The following is a 15960-nucleotide window of genomic DNA, read 5'->3' as shown; positions in this document are numbered from 1 at the left end:
GTGACAGATTAAAAGTCGGGATACCTGTCTTACCTGTCCGACAGGTCAAATTGGTTGCGACCATTCTGCATGAAGACAACGCTTCTTCTTTTAAGCATTCTACTGCCGATCGCTCCTGGCATAGCGCAGGACAAAACGCCGTACGTTGTTCCACGCTATGTCGGGAGCTTTACACTGGATGGCATTCCCGACGAGCCGGGCTGGCAGACGATTGCTCCGCTGGGGGCGTTAATGCATATTCCAACGCTGGGGGCACAACCCTCGGAGCGCACTGAAGCGAAACTTGCCTACGACGATAACTTCCTGTACGTAGCCGCCTGGCTGTACGACAGCGACCCCAATGGCGTACGGGGAACTACCTTTCAGCGTGACACCCCGGGTAATGGTGGAGACTGGTTTTCGTTTAACCTGGATACCTTCGCAGATAAAGAAAACTCCCTCAACTTCGCCACCACCCCCACCGGTAACCGGATCGACTTTACCGTGCGCAACGACGCCCAGGTTCCTAACAACGACTGGGTCAACTTTAGTTGGAACACCTTTTGGTACTGTGCCACCAGCCGGAACCGCGAAGGCTGGTACACCGAATTTCAGATTCCGCTCTCTTCGTTACGGTATCAGGATCAAAATGGGCGCGTGGTCATGGGTATGTCGTTTAATAGACGGATAGCCCGTAAAAACGAGCTGGATTCGTACCCGCTCATCTCAACGCAGTGGGGTGGCCCCAGCATCTGGAAATCGTCACAAATGCAACCCATCGTGTTTGAAAGCCTGCACCCCCGCAAACCGGTTTATATTACGCCGTATGTGTTGGGTGGCCACAGTCTGTCCCACCAACTAAACGAAAATCAATCGTCCTACCAGGCCGTAAATAAACCGACGTTTAATGCCGGACTGGATATGAAAGTAGGCTTGACCAGTAATCTCACCGCCGACCTCACCATCAATACAGACTTCGCACAGGTAGAGGCCGACGACCAGCAGGTTAACCTGACCCGCTTTTCGCTGTTTTTCCCGGAGAAACGACTTTTTTTTCAGGAGCGCTCCAGTATTTTCAACTTTGGGTTCGGTGCGCCGAATCAGCTTTTCTACAGCCGGCAAATCGGCCTGAACAATGGGCAGGCGGTTCCAATCCTGGCCGGAGTACGCGTGGTGGGGCGGGTAGGCCGCTGGGACGTGGGCCTGATGGATATGCAAACGGGTGCCAAATTTAACCTTCCCTCCGAAAATATGGGTGTATTACGGTTTCGGCGGCAGGTATTCAACCCAAATTCGTACGTGGGCCTGATGACCACCTCACGCATCGGAGCCGATGGTAGAAGTAACCTGGCGTATGGACTTGATGGCATCTTCCGGTTGTTCGCGCAGGACTTTCTGGCCATCAACTGGGCCCAAACGTTCGATTGGGGTCCTACACAGCCGAATTATACCCGTTCGCCTGCCAGCCTTGACCCGGCCCGCATTCGGGTGCAGTGGGAAAATCGAAACCGAAAAGGCTTCGGCTATGACCTGAGCTATTCGCGGGCCGGGATCGATTATAATCCGACTTTGGGATTTGAATTCCGCAAGAACTACACCCGCTTTGGTGACCGCATATTCTGGGGCTGGCTGCCGGGCAAAGATTCCAGAATCATTAACCACCAACTAGGGGTAAACGGCTACGCCTTTATCCGCAATACCGACGGCACGACCGAGTCGGTCGAATTGGCTCCCACCTGGAATGCCGAGTTGAAATCCGGGTATGTGCTACAGGCCCGTCTCCGGCACTCAGTAGAAAGTATCCGTGATTCGCTCCAGTTGTTTGGAGATGTGTACGTACCCGCCGGACACTACCGGTTTAATGGCCTTCTGGCGTCGGTTGAAACACCCGGAGCGAATCAATTCAACGCCGTAATCTTGCTCGACGGCGGTCAGTTTTATGACGGACAGCGCTGGTCGGTAAGCGTCACCCCTACCTGGGCCATCTCCCGATTTGTCGAGTTAGGTGGTTTTGTGCAGTGGAACCGGGTCACGCTCCCTACCCTGCGGCAACCCTCGGATATAGCCCTGGTCCGGCTGAAAACCCGCCTGGCGTTGAACATTAAACTGATGCTCGATGCCTTTATTCAATACAACAGTGCTGCCAATGTGCTGTCGTCCAATATCCGGTTTCGATACAACCCCCGTGAAGGCAATGACCTGTTCATTGTCTTCAACCAGGGCAACAATACCAACCGTCTCAGAGCGGAACCGGTTATCCCCTTCATCAACGACCGGACGATTGTGGTCAAATACACGTACACCTTTGTCCGGTAATCTGGCCTTAGATGGCTGCCTGGCACCCGAAAGCGTGCTGCCGCATCGGAAGAAGACCGGCAACGGGCAGGAACTTAAGCATAAATACAGCTTTTGGCCTGAATTTGATAGTTTTTGTCCCAAAACTGATAGGTGGGCCGGCGTAATTTTCAGTAGGTTTGACGGTGTTCCTGACCGAACCGTTATTCCCGAAATAGAACCTGCCTCAAGATGAACTCGCTACTTAAACTGGTCAGTATAGCCTTTGCCGGACTGACCTTATCGAACTGCCAGCCTGGCGAAGCCGGCACCAACTACCAAGATCCCACGCTGGGGGAAGCGGAATACTTTACCCTGCGGCCAGACCTGGAGGAGCCCGCTGGCCTCACACAGGCAGTACGCATCGGCAATACCATTCGGGTGTCCGGGGCGGTAAGCATAGATGATCAGGGTAACCCCACTTCGGTGGGAGATATGAAAAGCCAGTTGAAGAACGTGTACAGCGATCTGGAGAAGACGCTCCGACACTTTGACTGTACGTTCGACGATGTGGTGGTAGAAACGGTGTATACCACCAATATGGATCTGTTCAAAGAGCATGCCGACCTGCGGGCCTCCTACTACAAGCGCCGGTATCCAACCGGTTCCTGGCTGGAAGTAAAGCAACTGGACCAGCCCGAGTTTCTGGTGGAAATTGAATTGGAAGCCGAAAAAAAATATAAATAGGGTAAATTTAACCCGGTGCAACTTTACTATACATACGACCGTCTGTTTATCACCCGGTTTCTGAAATTACAGTCCGACCGGAGCCACAGCCCGGCAGGTCACCAGCTATTAAAGATAGGTTAGGGACCATTTAAGGGTTCTCATGCCCTTACATGGAAAATGATGCAGTGCAGGGGCGGCTGCCCGACAGCCGCCCATTTGCCTTTTCAACCCGCTACGGCTGATAACCGAACTGCAGAATATAACCGGCCTTACCGTCTCCCTCACTGGCAATAAACAGATCACCATTGGGCGCAAAACAGATGCCCTCCGGTTGCCGGAGCTGCTCTGGATCAAGCGGTGCCGACGACAGGAGTTCGCCCTTCGCGTTGGTAACCAGCAACTGCCTGCCAGTCGACGACAGCAGGTACCAGTCTCCACTGATGGGATGAACCGCCAGCCCCGACGGTTTAAACTTCCTGCCGTCGATACCGACCTCGTCCAGACGGCTTCCGGCCACAACCCATACTTTATACACCGTTTTGGTTCGCAGGTCGAACGAGTAGATACGCTTTTCGGCGGGCGGTACACCTTCTTTCACCGCCAGCAGCAGCCGGTTGGCCCTGGAATCATAACCCAGCCCTTCCACTTCGGTTTTGGCCGGCAGGTCGGTTCCGGTCCGGCCAATCTTTTTCGATCCGGGCTTAAAACGAAACAAAGTACCATCGCTTTCCAGCACATAGACCTCTCCGCCAACCCACTCGACTCCTTCAAAATCGCCGTATCCTCCAAAATTAAATTCATCATTTACCCGTTGCCGGCGGGTGTCGTATACATATACCACGGCTTTTTCATCCTGGACACACAACAACTGATCATCCTTATAATAGGCCAGTCCGGAGATCTCCTTCAATGACGAGGGCAACTTATAGCGCTGGTCCGGCTCCGTAAGCCGGTACGGCATACGGTACGTTGCCGATGAGTCAGCGCTTGCCGGCTGTTCAGTTGGTTGTCGGGAGCGGCAGCCCAGTCCAAGCAGGATCAACCAGGCACACAGGTGGTACTTCATAGCGTATCGCAAATGCACTGGTAAAGGTAACGGCAAAACAACGAAAAGCCCTTGACCGACACCGGTCAAGGGCTTTTTTATAGCAACAATGCTTAGTTATGACTGAGTTGGCCGGAAATGCAACCGTACCGTATAGGTCTTTTTATATTCGTTGTCGGTCAGGTTCACCTTTTTCCCCGTCAACTGGCGAATCAGACTGGCGTTGAGCCGTTCGTCGGCGCTAAATACTTCCAGTTGAGCCAGGCGGCTGTCGGCATTTACCTGGAACTGGATTACCACGATGCCACTCAATTTTTTTTCTTTCAATACGTCGGGACAGGTGAGGTAGGCAGCCAGTTGCTCCTCACAGCTTTGCGCCCGCTTTGTTTCTTTAGCCGGATCGGCCAGCAGTCCCTGCAGGCTACCCCAAAGGCTTATTCCTATAATTAAAAGTGCCGTCTTTCTCATGGTAGCTGGTCGTTATGAGATCGCTAAGCGATACAACCCGGGATAGACCCTTTGTTACCATAATATTACGGGAATGTTACGTCAATGTTAAGCAAATGTTAAGAAATTTTACTGAAGAACAACAGCGCATCTTCGATATGCCGCTCCCAGTACGGCCATTCGTGGCCGCCGGGCCACTCAAGGTAGGTATGAGGTATGCCGTGGCTGGTCAGGGCGCGGTGCAGGGCACGGTTGTGTTCCAGCAGCAAATCTTCGGTGCCGCAGTCGAAGCCGATGGGCGGCAGACGCTCCCGGTTTTGCAGCATCAGAGCCAGCACCGATTCATTCACCGGATCGGGTTGCCGGTAGGCGCTGAGCGGCTCCTCGACAAACAGACTCATCTGGTCGGCATGGGTGATTGACGACAGCCCATATACGCCCCTCACCCGCTCCGGGTATTTGGCCGTCAGCCGCAGGGCACCAAAGCCACCCATGGATAGTCCGGTCAGGAACAGAGTGCTCACGGCTCCGTTGGGGAACAATTCCGGGAATACTGTCGCGGCTGCCAGGGGCACGTCATCTATGATCCACCGTTCGAAGTTCTGTTGCGGATGTGGCAGGTAACCGCTGCCGTCGCCCCATAAGCCATCGGAGGGCATCGCCAGGACCATTGGCGGCATCTGACCTCCCCGGATCAGCCGGGCGGCCGTCCGGTGTACACCCGCGTTGTGGGTCCAGGCCCAGTGACTGCCGTACACGCCATGCAGCAGAATGACCAGCGGTAAGGGCTCCTGGTTATTGTCCGGGAGATCGGGGCACCAGAAGGTAATATCACCGCGCCCGGCGAGGTTGGTGGATTTAACAGTTACGTAACGAAGTCCCTCGCTATTGAAGCGTGGGTCGGAGACTCTGATGGTACGGAAGGGTGGGTTCATCCAATAGCCAGGTTAGGGTTTAGTCAAACACAATAACGCCTTTGGCGTTGCGGCCGGCCAGCATATCGTCAAGGGCCTGCTGGAGGTTGTTCAGCGAATAGGTTCGGGTAATCAGTTCGTCCAGCAGCAAATCGCCTTTGGCATAGAGGTTCAGCAGCAGCGGAAAGTCAATTTCGGGGCGGCACTGACCGTACAACGGGTTGATGTAGACTTTGTCCCACTCGAACAGGTTCATGTCGATAGCAATCTCCTGCTCAATACCGCTCACCTGACAGGCCAGGCCGGCATTCCGGATCATCGCCAGCGGAGCGGCTCCCAGTTCAGGAATCGATGTGCACTCAAAAGCGTAATCGGCACCGCGACCACCGGTCATCTGCTTCACCTGCGCAGCCGCCTGCAATAGACCGGTATCCGCCCGGTCAGCCTGAATGGTGTGCGTCGCACCGTACTGTTTCGCCATCTCCAGCCGGTTCGGGTTTACATCGACGCCGATAATCATGCCCGCTCCGGCCAGCCGCGCCCCCTGAATGACGTTCAGTCCCACGCCCCCGGTACCCAGCACCACCACGCTCCGGCCTGGCTTTACCTTTGCCGCGTTGATTACTGAACCCACTCCCGTCATAACCCCACAGCCAACAATGGCCGCCGACGGAAACGGAATAGCCACGCCGATCTTCACGGCTGCCGCCTGCCGGACTACCGCCAGTTGCGACAGCGTACCGAGGCTAAACGCCCGCTCGATGGGCTGTCCGTTATAGGTGGTAGACTCCAGCCGGGCGTGGCCTCCGCTGGCGCGGTTGCCGGCCGTTACGGGTGAGTTCACTTCGCAGATATGCTGATTGCCTTCGAGGCACTGGAAACACTGACCGCAGGGAATGGCCCAGTTGAGAATCACCGCATTGCCCGGCTGCACCTTCGTAACGGCCGGGCCCACGCTGCGGACAATACCTGCCCCTTCGTGGCCCATAATGATCGGTTTGCCCCACGACAGCGAATCATAATCGGTATGGCAGATGCCGGCGGCTTTCATTTCCACGATGATCTCGTCGGCCTGCGGCTCAGCCACATCCACAAAACCAATAACAAAGGTACCGTTCCCGTCGGCGACGGCCGCTTTTGCTTTCATTGTCAGGGTAGGGTTAGGCATGAATCAGCGGCTAATATAAGGCAATGCCGGTCAACCCGGCAACGGCTTCCAGCGAAGCGACGACTTCGTGGTTGACGGGAATGCCGTCTTTCAGGCGAATGGCGTAGGCCTCCCGCTCCGGATCGCCGGGAATCCGTACGCCTTCGGTACCCGGCAAAGGTTTGGTATTGCGCATGGTCTGTATCCAGTCGTCGATATCCCGCTTGAACTCGGTTTTATCCCGGAAGCCCTCAATGTCCAGCGCCCCGAAAAAGTGGCCTATACCTTTGCCCACCTGCCGGTCCATAGCCGCCACGGTAATGGCAAACGGTGTTGCATAGGGGCCCCAATTGGCTCCGCTTAGCACCGCCGACAGAATATCGACCATAGCCGCCAGGCAGTAGCCTTTATGCCCACTGCCTTCGGTGGTGCTGCCCAGCGGCAACAGCGCTCCACCCTGCATCATCTCTGCCGGTATCTGGGTGTCATGGCCATCCTTGTCGATGCACCACCCGACCGGCATAGTCTGCCCTTTCCGACTGGCGATCTCCACTTTGCCGTAAGCGACGGCGCTGGAGGCAAAGTCGATAAGCACCGGCGGCTCGTTCAGGCCAGGAAAGGCAATAGCCACGGGATTGGTCCCCAGCATCTTTTCGGCACCGTTGAAGGGCGCTACGCCTTTGGTGGTGTTGGTCATCGACATGCCGATCAGGTCTTCTTTCAGGGCCATCACCGGGTAATAACCGGCCGCACCGTAATGATTGGTGTTGGAAACGCTGATCCAGCCGGAACCGTGCTCCTGGGCTTTCTGCATAGCCAGCTCCATGCACTTTGGACCGACCACCAGCCCCAGGCCGTTGTCACCGTCGACAGTAGCCACGCTGCCTTTACCCCGGATGATTTTGATCGCCGGGCGCGGGTTGATGCGTCCGGCATGGAGCAGGTCTACGTAGGTTTTCAACCGGGCGATGCCATGCGAATCGATGCCGTGTTCGTCGCTGTAGGCAAGCACATCGGCCGCCAGGGCGGCATCCTCGTCAGGGACGTTAAAGTGGGTGAACACCCGGGTAGTAAACTGACGGAGTTGTTCCGCCGAGAAAGTTGTCGAGGTAGGGTTCAGGGTAGGCATAAGAAGAAAGATGCTCAACGTATCCGGGTAAAGATACGTTGAGTTTGGTATTAGTTAACCCATTGGTTAGGTTTGTCAGCAATCGGCAGTTGGCTTTAATTGCCATGCATTATTATTCTGTCCGAAAATGAGTAACCAAATTGAGCGCTGGAAAACCTTGTCTTCTGAGCTGGTATTTGACCACCAATGGTACAAACTCCGCCGGGACCATGTCGAATTACCCAACGGTCGGGTGCTGGACGACTATTTCGTCAGCGTGCGCCCGGACGTCGTGCTGACGTTTCCGATCACAGAAGACAATCAAGTCATTTTCGTGCGCCAATATAAACATGCTGCCGGAGACATTTTCATAGAATTACCCGGCGGTGTCATCGACGAAGGGGAGACAAACCCCACCGAAGCTGCGAAACGCGAACTGCTGGAAGAGACCGGCTACACCACCGACACGCTGGAACCCTTGCTGGAGGTCATTGATAACCCCACTAAAGATACCAACCGGATCTACTTCTTTCTGGCCCGCAACGTCCGTAAAGTATCGGAGCAGGATCTGGACGAAAGCGAAGCGATAGAGATAGTAACAGTACCGTTGGAGGAAGTAGAAGGGATGGTGCTGTCCGGCCGGATCAACGTCTCGGGCTCGGTAGCGCTGTGTTTGCTGGCATTGCGGAAATTGGGAAGTTGAGTGTTTGCATTGCTCGTCCGCCGGCCCGCCGTAGCGGTTTGCAACGCGGATGCCCGAGGTTCGCGTTTGTAACACGAGTTAAAGTGTTTGCCTTGCTTTAGATCGCGTTACAAACGCGAACCTCGCCCGTCTCGCGATACAATCGCGGACGAGCGTGAGAGCGTACCTTATTGCTTCCCGGCCAGCCAGCCACCGGTAAAACCGGCCCGCTCCAGGCCGCGCCGGATGTGAGGGTTACGTTTCATGAGGTTCCAGACAAACTCTGTGCGCAGGTTTTCGGCCATGAGCAGAATCGGCCCCTGGTCAATACCGAGGTAATCAATATCGAACCAACCCGTTTCGGTCGATCCGTTGGCAAACCGGGAAGGATAACGGTAAGTCGGGTTAAAGGCATCGCGAAAGCCGTATTCGCCGTAGAGTTTTGACCCATACCGGGCCTTCATCGCCCGCAACGCAGGCAGGCAGATCTCCGGAGCAAACGGCAATGATCCGCCGGCCGCCGTGGGCGCAAGGGTACCGTCATCTACAATGCCGGTGGACGCGGCTCCCCTCGCCCGATAGGAGAAAAACTTGCGGCTGTTTACCGTGGTATCTTTTGGACCATCGCAGGCGGTAAGCCCCCAAATGGCAGGTCCGTAGTCCTGCCACTTAGCCGGGTTCTCTACGCAGTAAGCGCGATTGGCGTAGGTAGCCCGCCGGGAATTTTCGGCATAGTCAATGCCCTTTTCGGTCATGTAGCGGTCACGGATGCCCCGGAAATCAATCCAGATGTGCGAATACTGGTGCCCGAACAAGGGGTCGAAATTGACGTGGGCCTGCCCGTAAAAGGTAGCCCAGGGATAGCTCTGCGTCCAGGCAGACCACACCTCCGGCCCTACCGGATGCGTGGGCGAGGCCAGGGCCAGCACGTACAGCAGCATGGCTTCGTTATAGCCTTTCCAGTCGGCTTTGATAAAGCCACGCTCAGGATGCCAGCCCATGGACACATACGGCGACCGGGTCTGAAACCAGGTCCAGTCGGCCCGGCGGTATATCTGCTCGGCGAGTTGTCGAATTTCGGTTTCGGCGGGGTTGTTCTGGTCGAAATAGGTCTGGGCGCTCAGCACCCCGCCCAACAGCAGGGCGGTGTCAATCGTCGACAGTTCGACCTGTCTGAACCGCTCGCCGGTCTTCATGTCCAGAAAATGGTAGAAAAAGCCCTTATGGCCCGCGATACCCGTCGCCTGCTCCGACTGGGGGGCATTGGCAAAAAAACGGAGGGTTTGCAGCGTGCGTTCAGCGGCTGCTGCCCGCGTCACATATCCTCGTTCTACCCCAACCAGGTAGGCCGTCAGCCCGAAACCCACGGCGGCAATACTGGCAAACGAAGGCCTTGGGAACCGGTCGGGCACCAAACCGTTGGCAGGATTGGTTGTTTCCCAGAAAAAGCGGAAGGTATCGCGTTGCAGACTGTCCAGAAACGCATTGTCGGCCGGGGTCAGGCGATAACCGGCCGTGTTGCTCACCTGCCCTTTCGGCTGCGGCTGGCAACCGGTGAGGCAGATGAGTAATACGGCAAAAGCAATCAATTGTTTCATCAGGCCTATCGTCTAGTATCCTGGATTCTGCGTCAGCGCGCCCCCGCTCAGTTGGATCTGATTCTGCGGGATCGGGAATACCTCGTGTTTTCCCTTGACAAACGTTTTGCCATGTTCGGCAAAGGCCTGCACCGCCCGGCCCGGCTGCACATCTTCCTGCCGGATCAGGTCGAAGAATCGGTCGTGCTCCAGCGCCAGTTCGATGCGTCGCTCGCGCCAGACCCGCTCCCGGTCAATAGCGGACAGGGCGGTCAGACCGGCCCGGCTGCGCAGCGCGTTAATGTCCGCCAGCGCTTCGGCGTTCCGGCCCAGCGCCACGGCCGCTTCGGCATGCATGAGCAGCACTTCGCCCAGCCGCATGATACGCAGGTTTTTGGGCAGCCGGTCGTTCACCCCGCAGTTGCGCTCGGCAATACGGCTATGATAGGCTTTGTAGTTATAGCGATCGTTTTCGACGGAATCGCGGCTCGGAATGCGGTACCCATCCCATAATGTAGTACCCATGGGGGGCGGATTGATGAAAATGATACTCGCGGCCCGGCGCTGGTCGTTCGGTTCGTAGGCGTTCAGCAGGCTTTCCGACGGTGTACCGAAGCCAAAACCCAGGTCGGCCCAGCCCCGTTTGCCCCCGGCGCGGGGTCCCTGACTGACCACATAGATGGGAATAGCGGCATTACAGGCCAGGTTGGTACCGGTCTGCACCTCAAAAATCGACTCGGTACTGTTGGCGCCCACTTCGCGCCAGATGTTGGCGTAGTTGGGCAGCAAACTGTAGGCGCCTGCCTGATTTTTAATAATGGAATCGGTCAGGTTATACACCTGCTGCCAGTTCTTTTGGTACAGGTGCACCTTAGCCAGCATGGCCATAGCGGCAGCTTTGGTGGCCCGGCCCGTGGCCGTCTGTCCTTTGATAGGCAGGTTGGTTACGGCAAACCGCAGATCACTGATAATCTGCGTATATACCTGTTCCCGGCTGGCCCTTGCCTGTAACGCCGGGTTGTTGATCTCCTCTACCGGCGGCACCCCCACCAGGAGCGGCACCCCGCCGAAAAAGCGGACCAGGTTAAAATAGAAATAAGCCCGTAAAAACCGCACCTCGCCCTCCAGTTGGTTACGTACCGTCTGCTCGGCGGGACTCGACGGGATCAGGGCCAGGGCCTGATTGGCGCGGGCAATGGCCCGGAAGTAGGTCGACCACACGTTATTGATATTGCCCACGCCAGGCGACATCGTCAGGTTATCAAACGTTCCGTATGTATTAGCCCCGTCGGCAGCCGTACTGCCTTTGTCGGCATCGTCAGACGCGATATTGGTCATACCCACGTAATCGAAACCGTGCATACCGCCTTCCCACATGATGTTGTACACCCCGGTAACCAGGTTCTGCGCTGCGGCCGGGTCATTGCTCACGGCCGCCACGCCAATCTGCCCCTGCGGGGGAGCGTTCAGAAAATCGTCACAAGCCGTCAGGGCTGCGCTCAGGGCAAACACCCCCAGTATACGGCGTATCAATTGTCGGTTCGTTTTCATGATCGTAGCGTCTTTAGGTTAGAAGCCCACGTTCAGGCCAACGGCAAACGTGCGGACAGTTGGGTAGCTATTGAGTTCAATACCGGCATCGAGCGGACCACCGGGTAGTTCTGGACTGAAGCCGCTGAACTGCTGGATGGTGAACAGATTCTGTGCCGTGAGGTAGATCCGCGCCGTGCGGAACCGGGCTTTCTGCATCAGCGTGGCCGGTAAGGTATAACCCAGCGTGAGGTTGTTGAGCCGCACAAACGAACCTGACTCCACAAAATAGGTCGACGCCGGCGTTGCCGAGGTAATTACCCGTGGGTCGGTCGTAGAAGGCCGGGTGGCCGTCCAGCGGGCATCGGCATAGGCGGCTTCGATATTGTCGGTATTTTCGAAGCGAAACGCCCGTTTGCCGTTGTACACCTTATTACCTGCGTTACCGTACACGTCGGCCGTCAGGTCAAAGCCCAGGTAGTTCAGGCCCAGATTGATGCCGTAATACAGCTTGGGCTGGTACGATCCGGTATAGATCCGGTCGTCGGCCGTAATTGTCCCATCACCGTTTACGTCCTCGTAGCGGAGATCGCCGGGTCGCACCGATGCGCGGTTGCCGAATACCGGTGCGCCATCAATCTCGGATTGCGACTGAAATACACCGATGGCATTGAGCACGTAGAAGCTGCCAACCGGCTGGCCGTTGTCGGTGCGGGTCACAAACCCCTGCTGCCCGACCCCACCCGCCAGCAGGGCCTGGCCGCCGTTCAGGCCCACCAGTTGGTTCCGGTTGATGGTCATGTTCCCGCCAAGGCTGTAGCCAAAGCCGTTAGTCATGGTTTCCCGCCAGTTCAGCACCAGTTCCAAACCCCGGTTGCGGAAGGAGGCAATGTTGGTCAGGTACTGGTTGTCGGGGTCACCGAAAATGGCCGGAATGATCTGGAAAGCCAGCGCATTGCGGGTTGTTTTGTTGTAATAATCGAGCTCGCCGGACAGCCGGTTGTTCAGCAGGGTGAACTCGAGGCCGACATCAAACTGCTCGGTCCGCTCCCACTTCAACTGCTGATCCTTGATATCCTGAATGGCCGACCCCAGCGATAGGGTATTGTTGAAGAAGTACGGAATATTGACGGCGGCCGTCAGCAGATAGGCGTTGCTGGCAATGACGTCGTTCCCCAGAATACCCCAGCTCGCCCGGAACTTCAGAAAGTCCAGCAGGGACTGATCCTGCATAAACGCTTCCTCCGAAATGACCCAGCCGGCCCCAATGGTGGGAAAGTAACCCCATCGCTCGCTGAACTTGGAACTACCGTCGGCCCGCAGCGACGCGTTGAACAGGTACTTATCGGCGAGGCTGAACGTGGCCCGCGTCACGAACGACTGCCGCGTCTGCAGATCACCCCCGGCATTGTTGGACAATTGCAGGTTCGGATCACCCAGTCCCAGGTACCACTGGTTCGGATCGTTGGGGATGTTGATGCGGGAGCCGCTGATAAAACTGGAGTTGAAGCGTTCCGTGACCGAACCCAGCAGAAAGGTAAAATTGCTGCGGCCGAACGTCCGGTTAACCGTTGCGGTATTGTCGATGATGTAGCGTAGCGAGCGGCCTTCGTTCAGCGCCAGCGAACTGTTGATCTGCTGCTGGTTACCCCCGGCCGAAATAAACGTAACGGCATCGTTCCGAAAGGCCCGGTTATAGGTGCGATCCCGGTTGAAAATCAGATCGGTGTTGAACGCCGACCGCAAGGTCAACCACTCAGCCGGCCGGTATTCCAGGGCCAGATTCCCCTGCACCCGGTCGTTGATGATCCGCTGGTTGCGGGCATCGAGACTGAGCAGCGCATTGCCCACATTACCAAAAGCGGAGGTATTCCCGAAGCGATCACCTACCCTGGCCTGCACAATGGGCGCGGCCCGGTAGAGGTTCTGGTAGATACCCAGGTCGACACCCCGTTCGTTACCCCGCGAAAAGGAAAGCTGGTTGCTGAAGGTGACTTTGGGACCAATCTGGATCTCGTTATTCGCCCGGATGGTCAGCCGCTGAAAATCATTGGTTTTCACCACGCCCTGATCGGTAAAGTACCCCGCGCTGAAGAAAAAGGTATTCCGCTCCCCACCGCCAGAGACCGACACATTGTTGTTCGACTGGAATCCATTGCGCAAAGCCTCGCCGTACCAGTCGGTGGTACCCTCGTAGGTCAGGGGCGGATTATTAACGTTCTGGTTCGGAGCGGCATCGGTAAGGTAGCTGATGTATTGATCCCGGTTGGCCATCCGGACCAGATTGGCCGGCTGCCGCAGGCCGAAGTTGGCATCGTACTGCACCTGCGTCGTGCCCGACTTGCCGCGTTTGGTTGTGACAATAACCACCCCATTGGCCGCCCGCACGCCGTAGATAGCGGCCGAGGCATCTTTGAGTACCTCAATGCTGAGGATGTCGTTGTTGCTGATGTTGCGGATGTCGTCGGTCAGCACACCGTCCACCACGTATAGTGGGCTTACCCCCGCCAGGGCGGAACCTACCCCCCGTACCCGGATCTGGGGCTGCTCGTTGGGGCGACCGGACGCGATCACCTGCACCCCGGACAGTTTGCTTTGCAGTGCCTGGGTAGGCGTTTGTACCGGATAGCGCTGAATCTCTTCCCCTTTAAGCTGGGCGATGGCCCCCGTCAGGTCGCGCCGGCGCTGGGTGCCGTAGCCCACCACCACCACTTCTTCAAGCGCCTGCGCATCATCGGCTAATTCAACGTTAATCGTGGTCTGGGTACCGACAGGCACCTCCTGCGTCTGCATGCCGATCATGCTGAACTGGAGCACTGCGCCTTCGTTGACTGTAAGGGAGAACTGTCCGTTTGCGTCCGTCGATGTACCGGTCTGGGTACCTTTCACAACGACGTTCACCCCGGGTAGTCCCTGCTTATCACTCTGGGAAACCACGCGTCCGGACACACGCTGCTGAGCCTGCGCAAACCCGCAACAAGCCAGAAATAGCAGCAAAAACACGAAGTAGATTCTTCTCATAGAATGGCTGTTTGCTGTGGATAAGGAAGAATGAATATCCTACTAAACAGCCATTACCGTCAAATGTTATTTTACCCAGATAAATTTAAAATAAACAAAGAAAGAGCCTATTTTCATGGGTAATGTGTAGCGCTCAGCCTGAGGTTTGTTACCAGCGGACGGACTGAAATGTCCAGCCCGGCTGGACTTTCTGCATTTCAATTTCGTCGTCGCGCTTGGTCAGGCCGCACGACAGGTAGCACTGGTGCAGATTGGCCAGGGCCTGCCGGTCTAGTTCGACGCCCAGGCCGGGCTCCTGCGGCACGGCAACGGCCCCGTCTTCAAAGGTAAAGCGGCCCGCAGTGATGATCTCATCCGACTGCCAGGGATAATGGGTGTCCAGCGCATAGGGCAATTGTGGTAAAGCAGCCCCCAGATGGACCATGGCAGCCAGCGATATGCCCAGGTGGCTGTTGGAGTGCATGGACAGGCCGCGCCCGAAGGTTTCGCAGATACCAGCCAGCGTCATGGAGGCCCGTAAACCGCCCCAGAAATGGTGGTCGCTGAGGATGATATCCTCCGAACCGAGCACAATGCTGTTGGGAATATCGTCGAACGAGGTGGTACACATGTTGGTGGCCAATGGTGTTTTGACGGCCCTGCGAACCTCCGCCATATTGGCCTGTCCCCGGACGGGGTCTTCCAGGTATTCCAGAATCGGCTCCATCATCCGGCCGTAGCGGATGGCGGTTTCCACCTCCCATAAGGCATTCGGGTCGATGCGCAGGGGAACGTCGGGGCCAAAGGCATCGTACAGGGCAAACATGGCGTCCACTTCCTGCTGCGGCTCAAATACGCCCCCTTTCAGCTTGATAGACTGGAAGCCGAACTCCTGACACATGGCTTTGGCCTGCGCGACAATGCCGGCTGGATCAAGCGCTGCGGCCTGGCGACCAGCGGCCCAATCAGTGGCCTTTGGATCGGTGCCGAAGCCCAATTCACCGCCGGCCCCTTCGTATTTGTAAAAGAGGTAGGCAGAGAAGGGAACGCGATCGCGCATCCTGCCGCCTAGCAGATCGACCACCGGCCGGCCGATGACTTTGCCAATAATGTCCAGACAGGCGACCTCAATGGCGCTGAAGATGTGTACCAGTTTCCGTTGATCCCAGGGCGTCAGTCCCCGTTCGGCTGCGGTTTCTTTACCGAAGTTGCTTTCCAGCACCTGCCGGATGTCGTTGAGCTGGAATACATCCCTGCCGATCAGGAGCGCCCGCGAAGCTTCCAGGGCTTCGTCAATGCTTCGGTTGCCGGGTATCTCGCTGATACCGGAAATATTGTCTTCTGTCACCAGTTCCACCACGGTACGCAGTGCATACGGCGCGTGCAGGCCGGCGGCATTCAGCAGCGGAGGGTCAACAATGGCAATGGGGGTAATGTGAATTTCTTTGATTCTCGGACCAGCTTTGTAGGCAGAAAGGGAAGGTGATGGCATAGGACTATAGGAATTAGCAGAACCACACAGTTGCGG

Annotated in this window: 12 protein-coding genes; 3 read left to right on the top strand and 9 right to left on the bottom strand. The window is 56.6% G+C overall.

Features of this window, described 5'->3' with window-relative positions:
- The first annotated feature begins 69 nt into the window (after positions 1-69).
- Entirely contained in the window at positions 70-2295 is a 2226-nt protein-coding gene (locus ABD949_RS25830; RefSeq protein ID WP_345248492.1) for a carbohydrate binding family 9 domain-containing protein, read from the top strand.
- Between the two features lie 210 nt (positions 2296-2505).
- Positions 2506-3000, top strand: coding sequence for a RidA family protein (locus ABD949_RS25825; protein ID WP_345248490.1), 495 nt, complete (start codon positions 2506-2508; stop codon positions 2998-3000).
- 214 nt (positions 3001-3214) lie between these two features.
- Here the strand turns inward: ABD949_RS25825 and ABD949_RS25820 are convergent, their stop codons facing one another.
- The 5 genes from ABD949_RS25820 to ABD949_RS25800 all read right to left on the bottom strand — a co-directional run bounded on the left by ABD949_RS25820 (position 3215) and on the right by ABD949_RS25800 (position 7664).
- Complete coding sequence (locus ABD949_RS25820) at positions 3215-4048, bottom strand: SdiA-regulated domain-containing protein (RefSeq protein WP_345248488.1); 834 nt, start codon at positions 4046-4048, stop codon at positions 3215-3217.
- A 96-nt stretch (positions 4049-4144) separates the two neighbouring features.
- Positions 4145-4495 (bottom strand): hypothetical protein, encoded by a 351-nt coding sequence (locus tag ABD949_RS25815; RefSeq protein ID WP_345248486.1) that lies wholly within the window; start codon positions 4493-4495, stop codon positions 4145-4147.
- Between the two features lie 98 nt (positions 4496-4593).
- Positions 4594-5409 (bottom strand): alpha/beta hydrolase, encoded by an 816-nt coding sequence (locus ABD949_RS25810; protein WP_345248484.1) that lies wholly within the window; start codon positions 5407-5409, stop codon positions 4594-4596.
- A 19-nt stretch (positions 5410-5428) separates the two neighbouring features.
- Positions 5429-6535 carry a zinc-binding dehydrogenase gene (locus ABD949_RS25805; protein ID WP_345248482.1) on the bottom strand — a complete coding sequence of 369 codons (1107 nt, stop codon included), beginning with the start codon at positions 6533-6535 and terminating at the stop codon, positions 5429-5431.
- Positions 6536-6566: 31 nt separating this feature from the next.
- Positions 6567-7664 (bottom strand): Ldh family oxidoreductase, encoded by a 1098-nt coding sequence (locus ABD949_RS25800; RefSeq protein ID WP_345248480.1) that lies wholly within the window; start codon positions 7662-7664, stop codon positions 6567-6569.
- A gap of 127 nt (positions 7665-7791) precedes the next feature.
- Between ABD949_RS25800 and ABD949_RS25795 the strand changes: the two genes are divergently transcribed.
- Positions 7792-8346, top strand: a complete 555-nt coding sequence (locus ABD949_RS25795; RefSeq protein ID WP_345248478.1) for an NUDIX hydrolase — start codon at positions 7792-7794, stop codon at positions 8344-8346.
- Between the two features lie 167 nt (positions 8347-8513).
- Here ABD949_RS25795 and ABD949_RS25790 read toward each other — a convergent pair whose 3' ends face one another.
- From ABD949_RS25790 to ABD949_RS25775, 4 genes are all read right to left on the bottom strand, one after another.
- Positions 8514-9923 (bottom strand): glucoamylase family protein, encoded by a 1410-nt coding sequence (locus tag ABD949_RS25790; protein WP_345248476.1) that lies wholly within the window; start codon positions 9921-9923, stop codon positions 8514-8516.
- Positions 9924-9935: 12 nt separating this feature from the next.
- Positions 9936-11453 (bottom strand): RagB/SusD family nutrient uptake outer membrane protein, encoded by a 1518-nt coding sequence (locus ABD949_RS25785; protein ID WP_345248474.1) that lies wholly within the window; start codon positions 11451-11453, stop codon positions 9936-9938.
- Positions 11454-11471: 18 nt separating this feature from the next.
- On the bottom strand, positions 11472-14453 hold the full coding sequence (locus ABD949_RS25780; protein ID WP_345248472.1) for a SusC/RagA family TonB-linked outer membrane protein: 2982 nt from the start codon (positions 14451-14453) through the stop codon (positions 11472-11474).
- A gap of 148 nt (positions 14454-14601) precedes the next feature.
- The gene (locus tag ABD949_RS25775) at positions 14602-15924 is read right to left on the bottom strand and encodes an enolase C-terminal domain-like protein (RefSeq protein ID WP_345248470.1); all 1323 of its coding nucleotides are present in this window, start codon (positions 15922-15924) and stop codon (positions 14602-14604) included.
- Positions 15925-15960 lie beyond the last annotated feature (36 nt).

It is taken from the genome of Nibrella saemangeumensis (assembly GCF_039541915.1).
Classification (GTDB): Bacteria; Bacteroidota; Bacteroidia; order Cytophagales; family Spirosomataceae; genus Nibrella; species Nibrella saemangeumensis.
The sequence above is the reverse complement of the archived record's forward strand: the minus strand, read 5'-3'. Positions and strand labels throughout refer to the sequence as shown.

Excerpts from the sequence above, each read along its gene's own strand:
- ABD949_RS25805 (WP_345248482.1), bottom strand. The coding sequence starts at position 6,535 with ATGAAAGCAAAAGCGGCCGTCGCCGACGGGAACGGTACCTTTGTTATT.
- ABD949_RS25785 (WP_345248474.1), bottom strand. The coding sequence starts at position 11,453 with ATGAAAACGAACCGACAATTGATACGCCGTATACTGGGGGTGTTTGCC.
- ABD949_RS25795 (WP_345248478.1), top strand. The coding sequence starts at position 7,792 with ATGAGTAACCAAATTGAGCGCTGGAAAACCTTGTCTTCTGAGCTGGTA.
- ABD949_RS25815 (WP_345248486.1), bottom strand. The coding sequence starts at position 4,495 with ATGAGAAAGACGGCACTTTTAATTATAGGAATAAGCCTTTGGGGTAGC.
- ABD949_RS25800 (WP_345248480.1), bottom strand. The coding sequence starts at position 7,664 with ATGCCTACCCTGAACCCTACCTCGACAACTTTCTCGGCGGAACAACTC.
- ABD949_RS25830 (WP_345248492.1), top strand. The coding sequence starts at position 70 with ATGAAGACAACGCTTCTTCTTTTAAGCATTCTACTGCCGATCGCTCCT.
- ABD949_RS25780 (WP_345248472.1), bottom strand. The coding sequence starts at position 14,453 with ATGAGAAGAATCTACTTCGTGTTTTTGCTGCTATTTCTGGCTTGTTGC.
- ABD949_RS25810 (WP_345248484.1), bottom strand. The coding sequence starts at position 5,409 with ATGAACCCACCCTTCCGTACCATCAGAGTCTCCGACCCACGCTTCAAT.
- ABD949_RS25790 (WP_345248476.1), bottom strand. The coding sequence starts at position 9,923 with ATGAAACAATTGATTGCTTTTGCCGTATTACTCATCTGCCTCACCGGT.
- ABD949_RS25775 (WP_345248470.1), bottom strand. The coding sequence starts at position 15,924 with ATGCCATCACCTTCCCTTTCTGCCTACAAAGCTGGTCCGAGAATCAAA.
- ABD949_RS25820 (WP_345248488.1), bottom strand. The coding sequence starts at position 4,048 with ATGAAGTACCACCTGTGTGCCTGGTTGATCCTGCTTGGACTGGGCTGC.
- ABD949_RS25825 (WP_345248490.1), top strand. The coding sequence starts at position 2,506 with ATGAACTCGCTACTTAAACTGGTCAGTATAGCCTTTGCCGGACTGACC.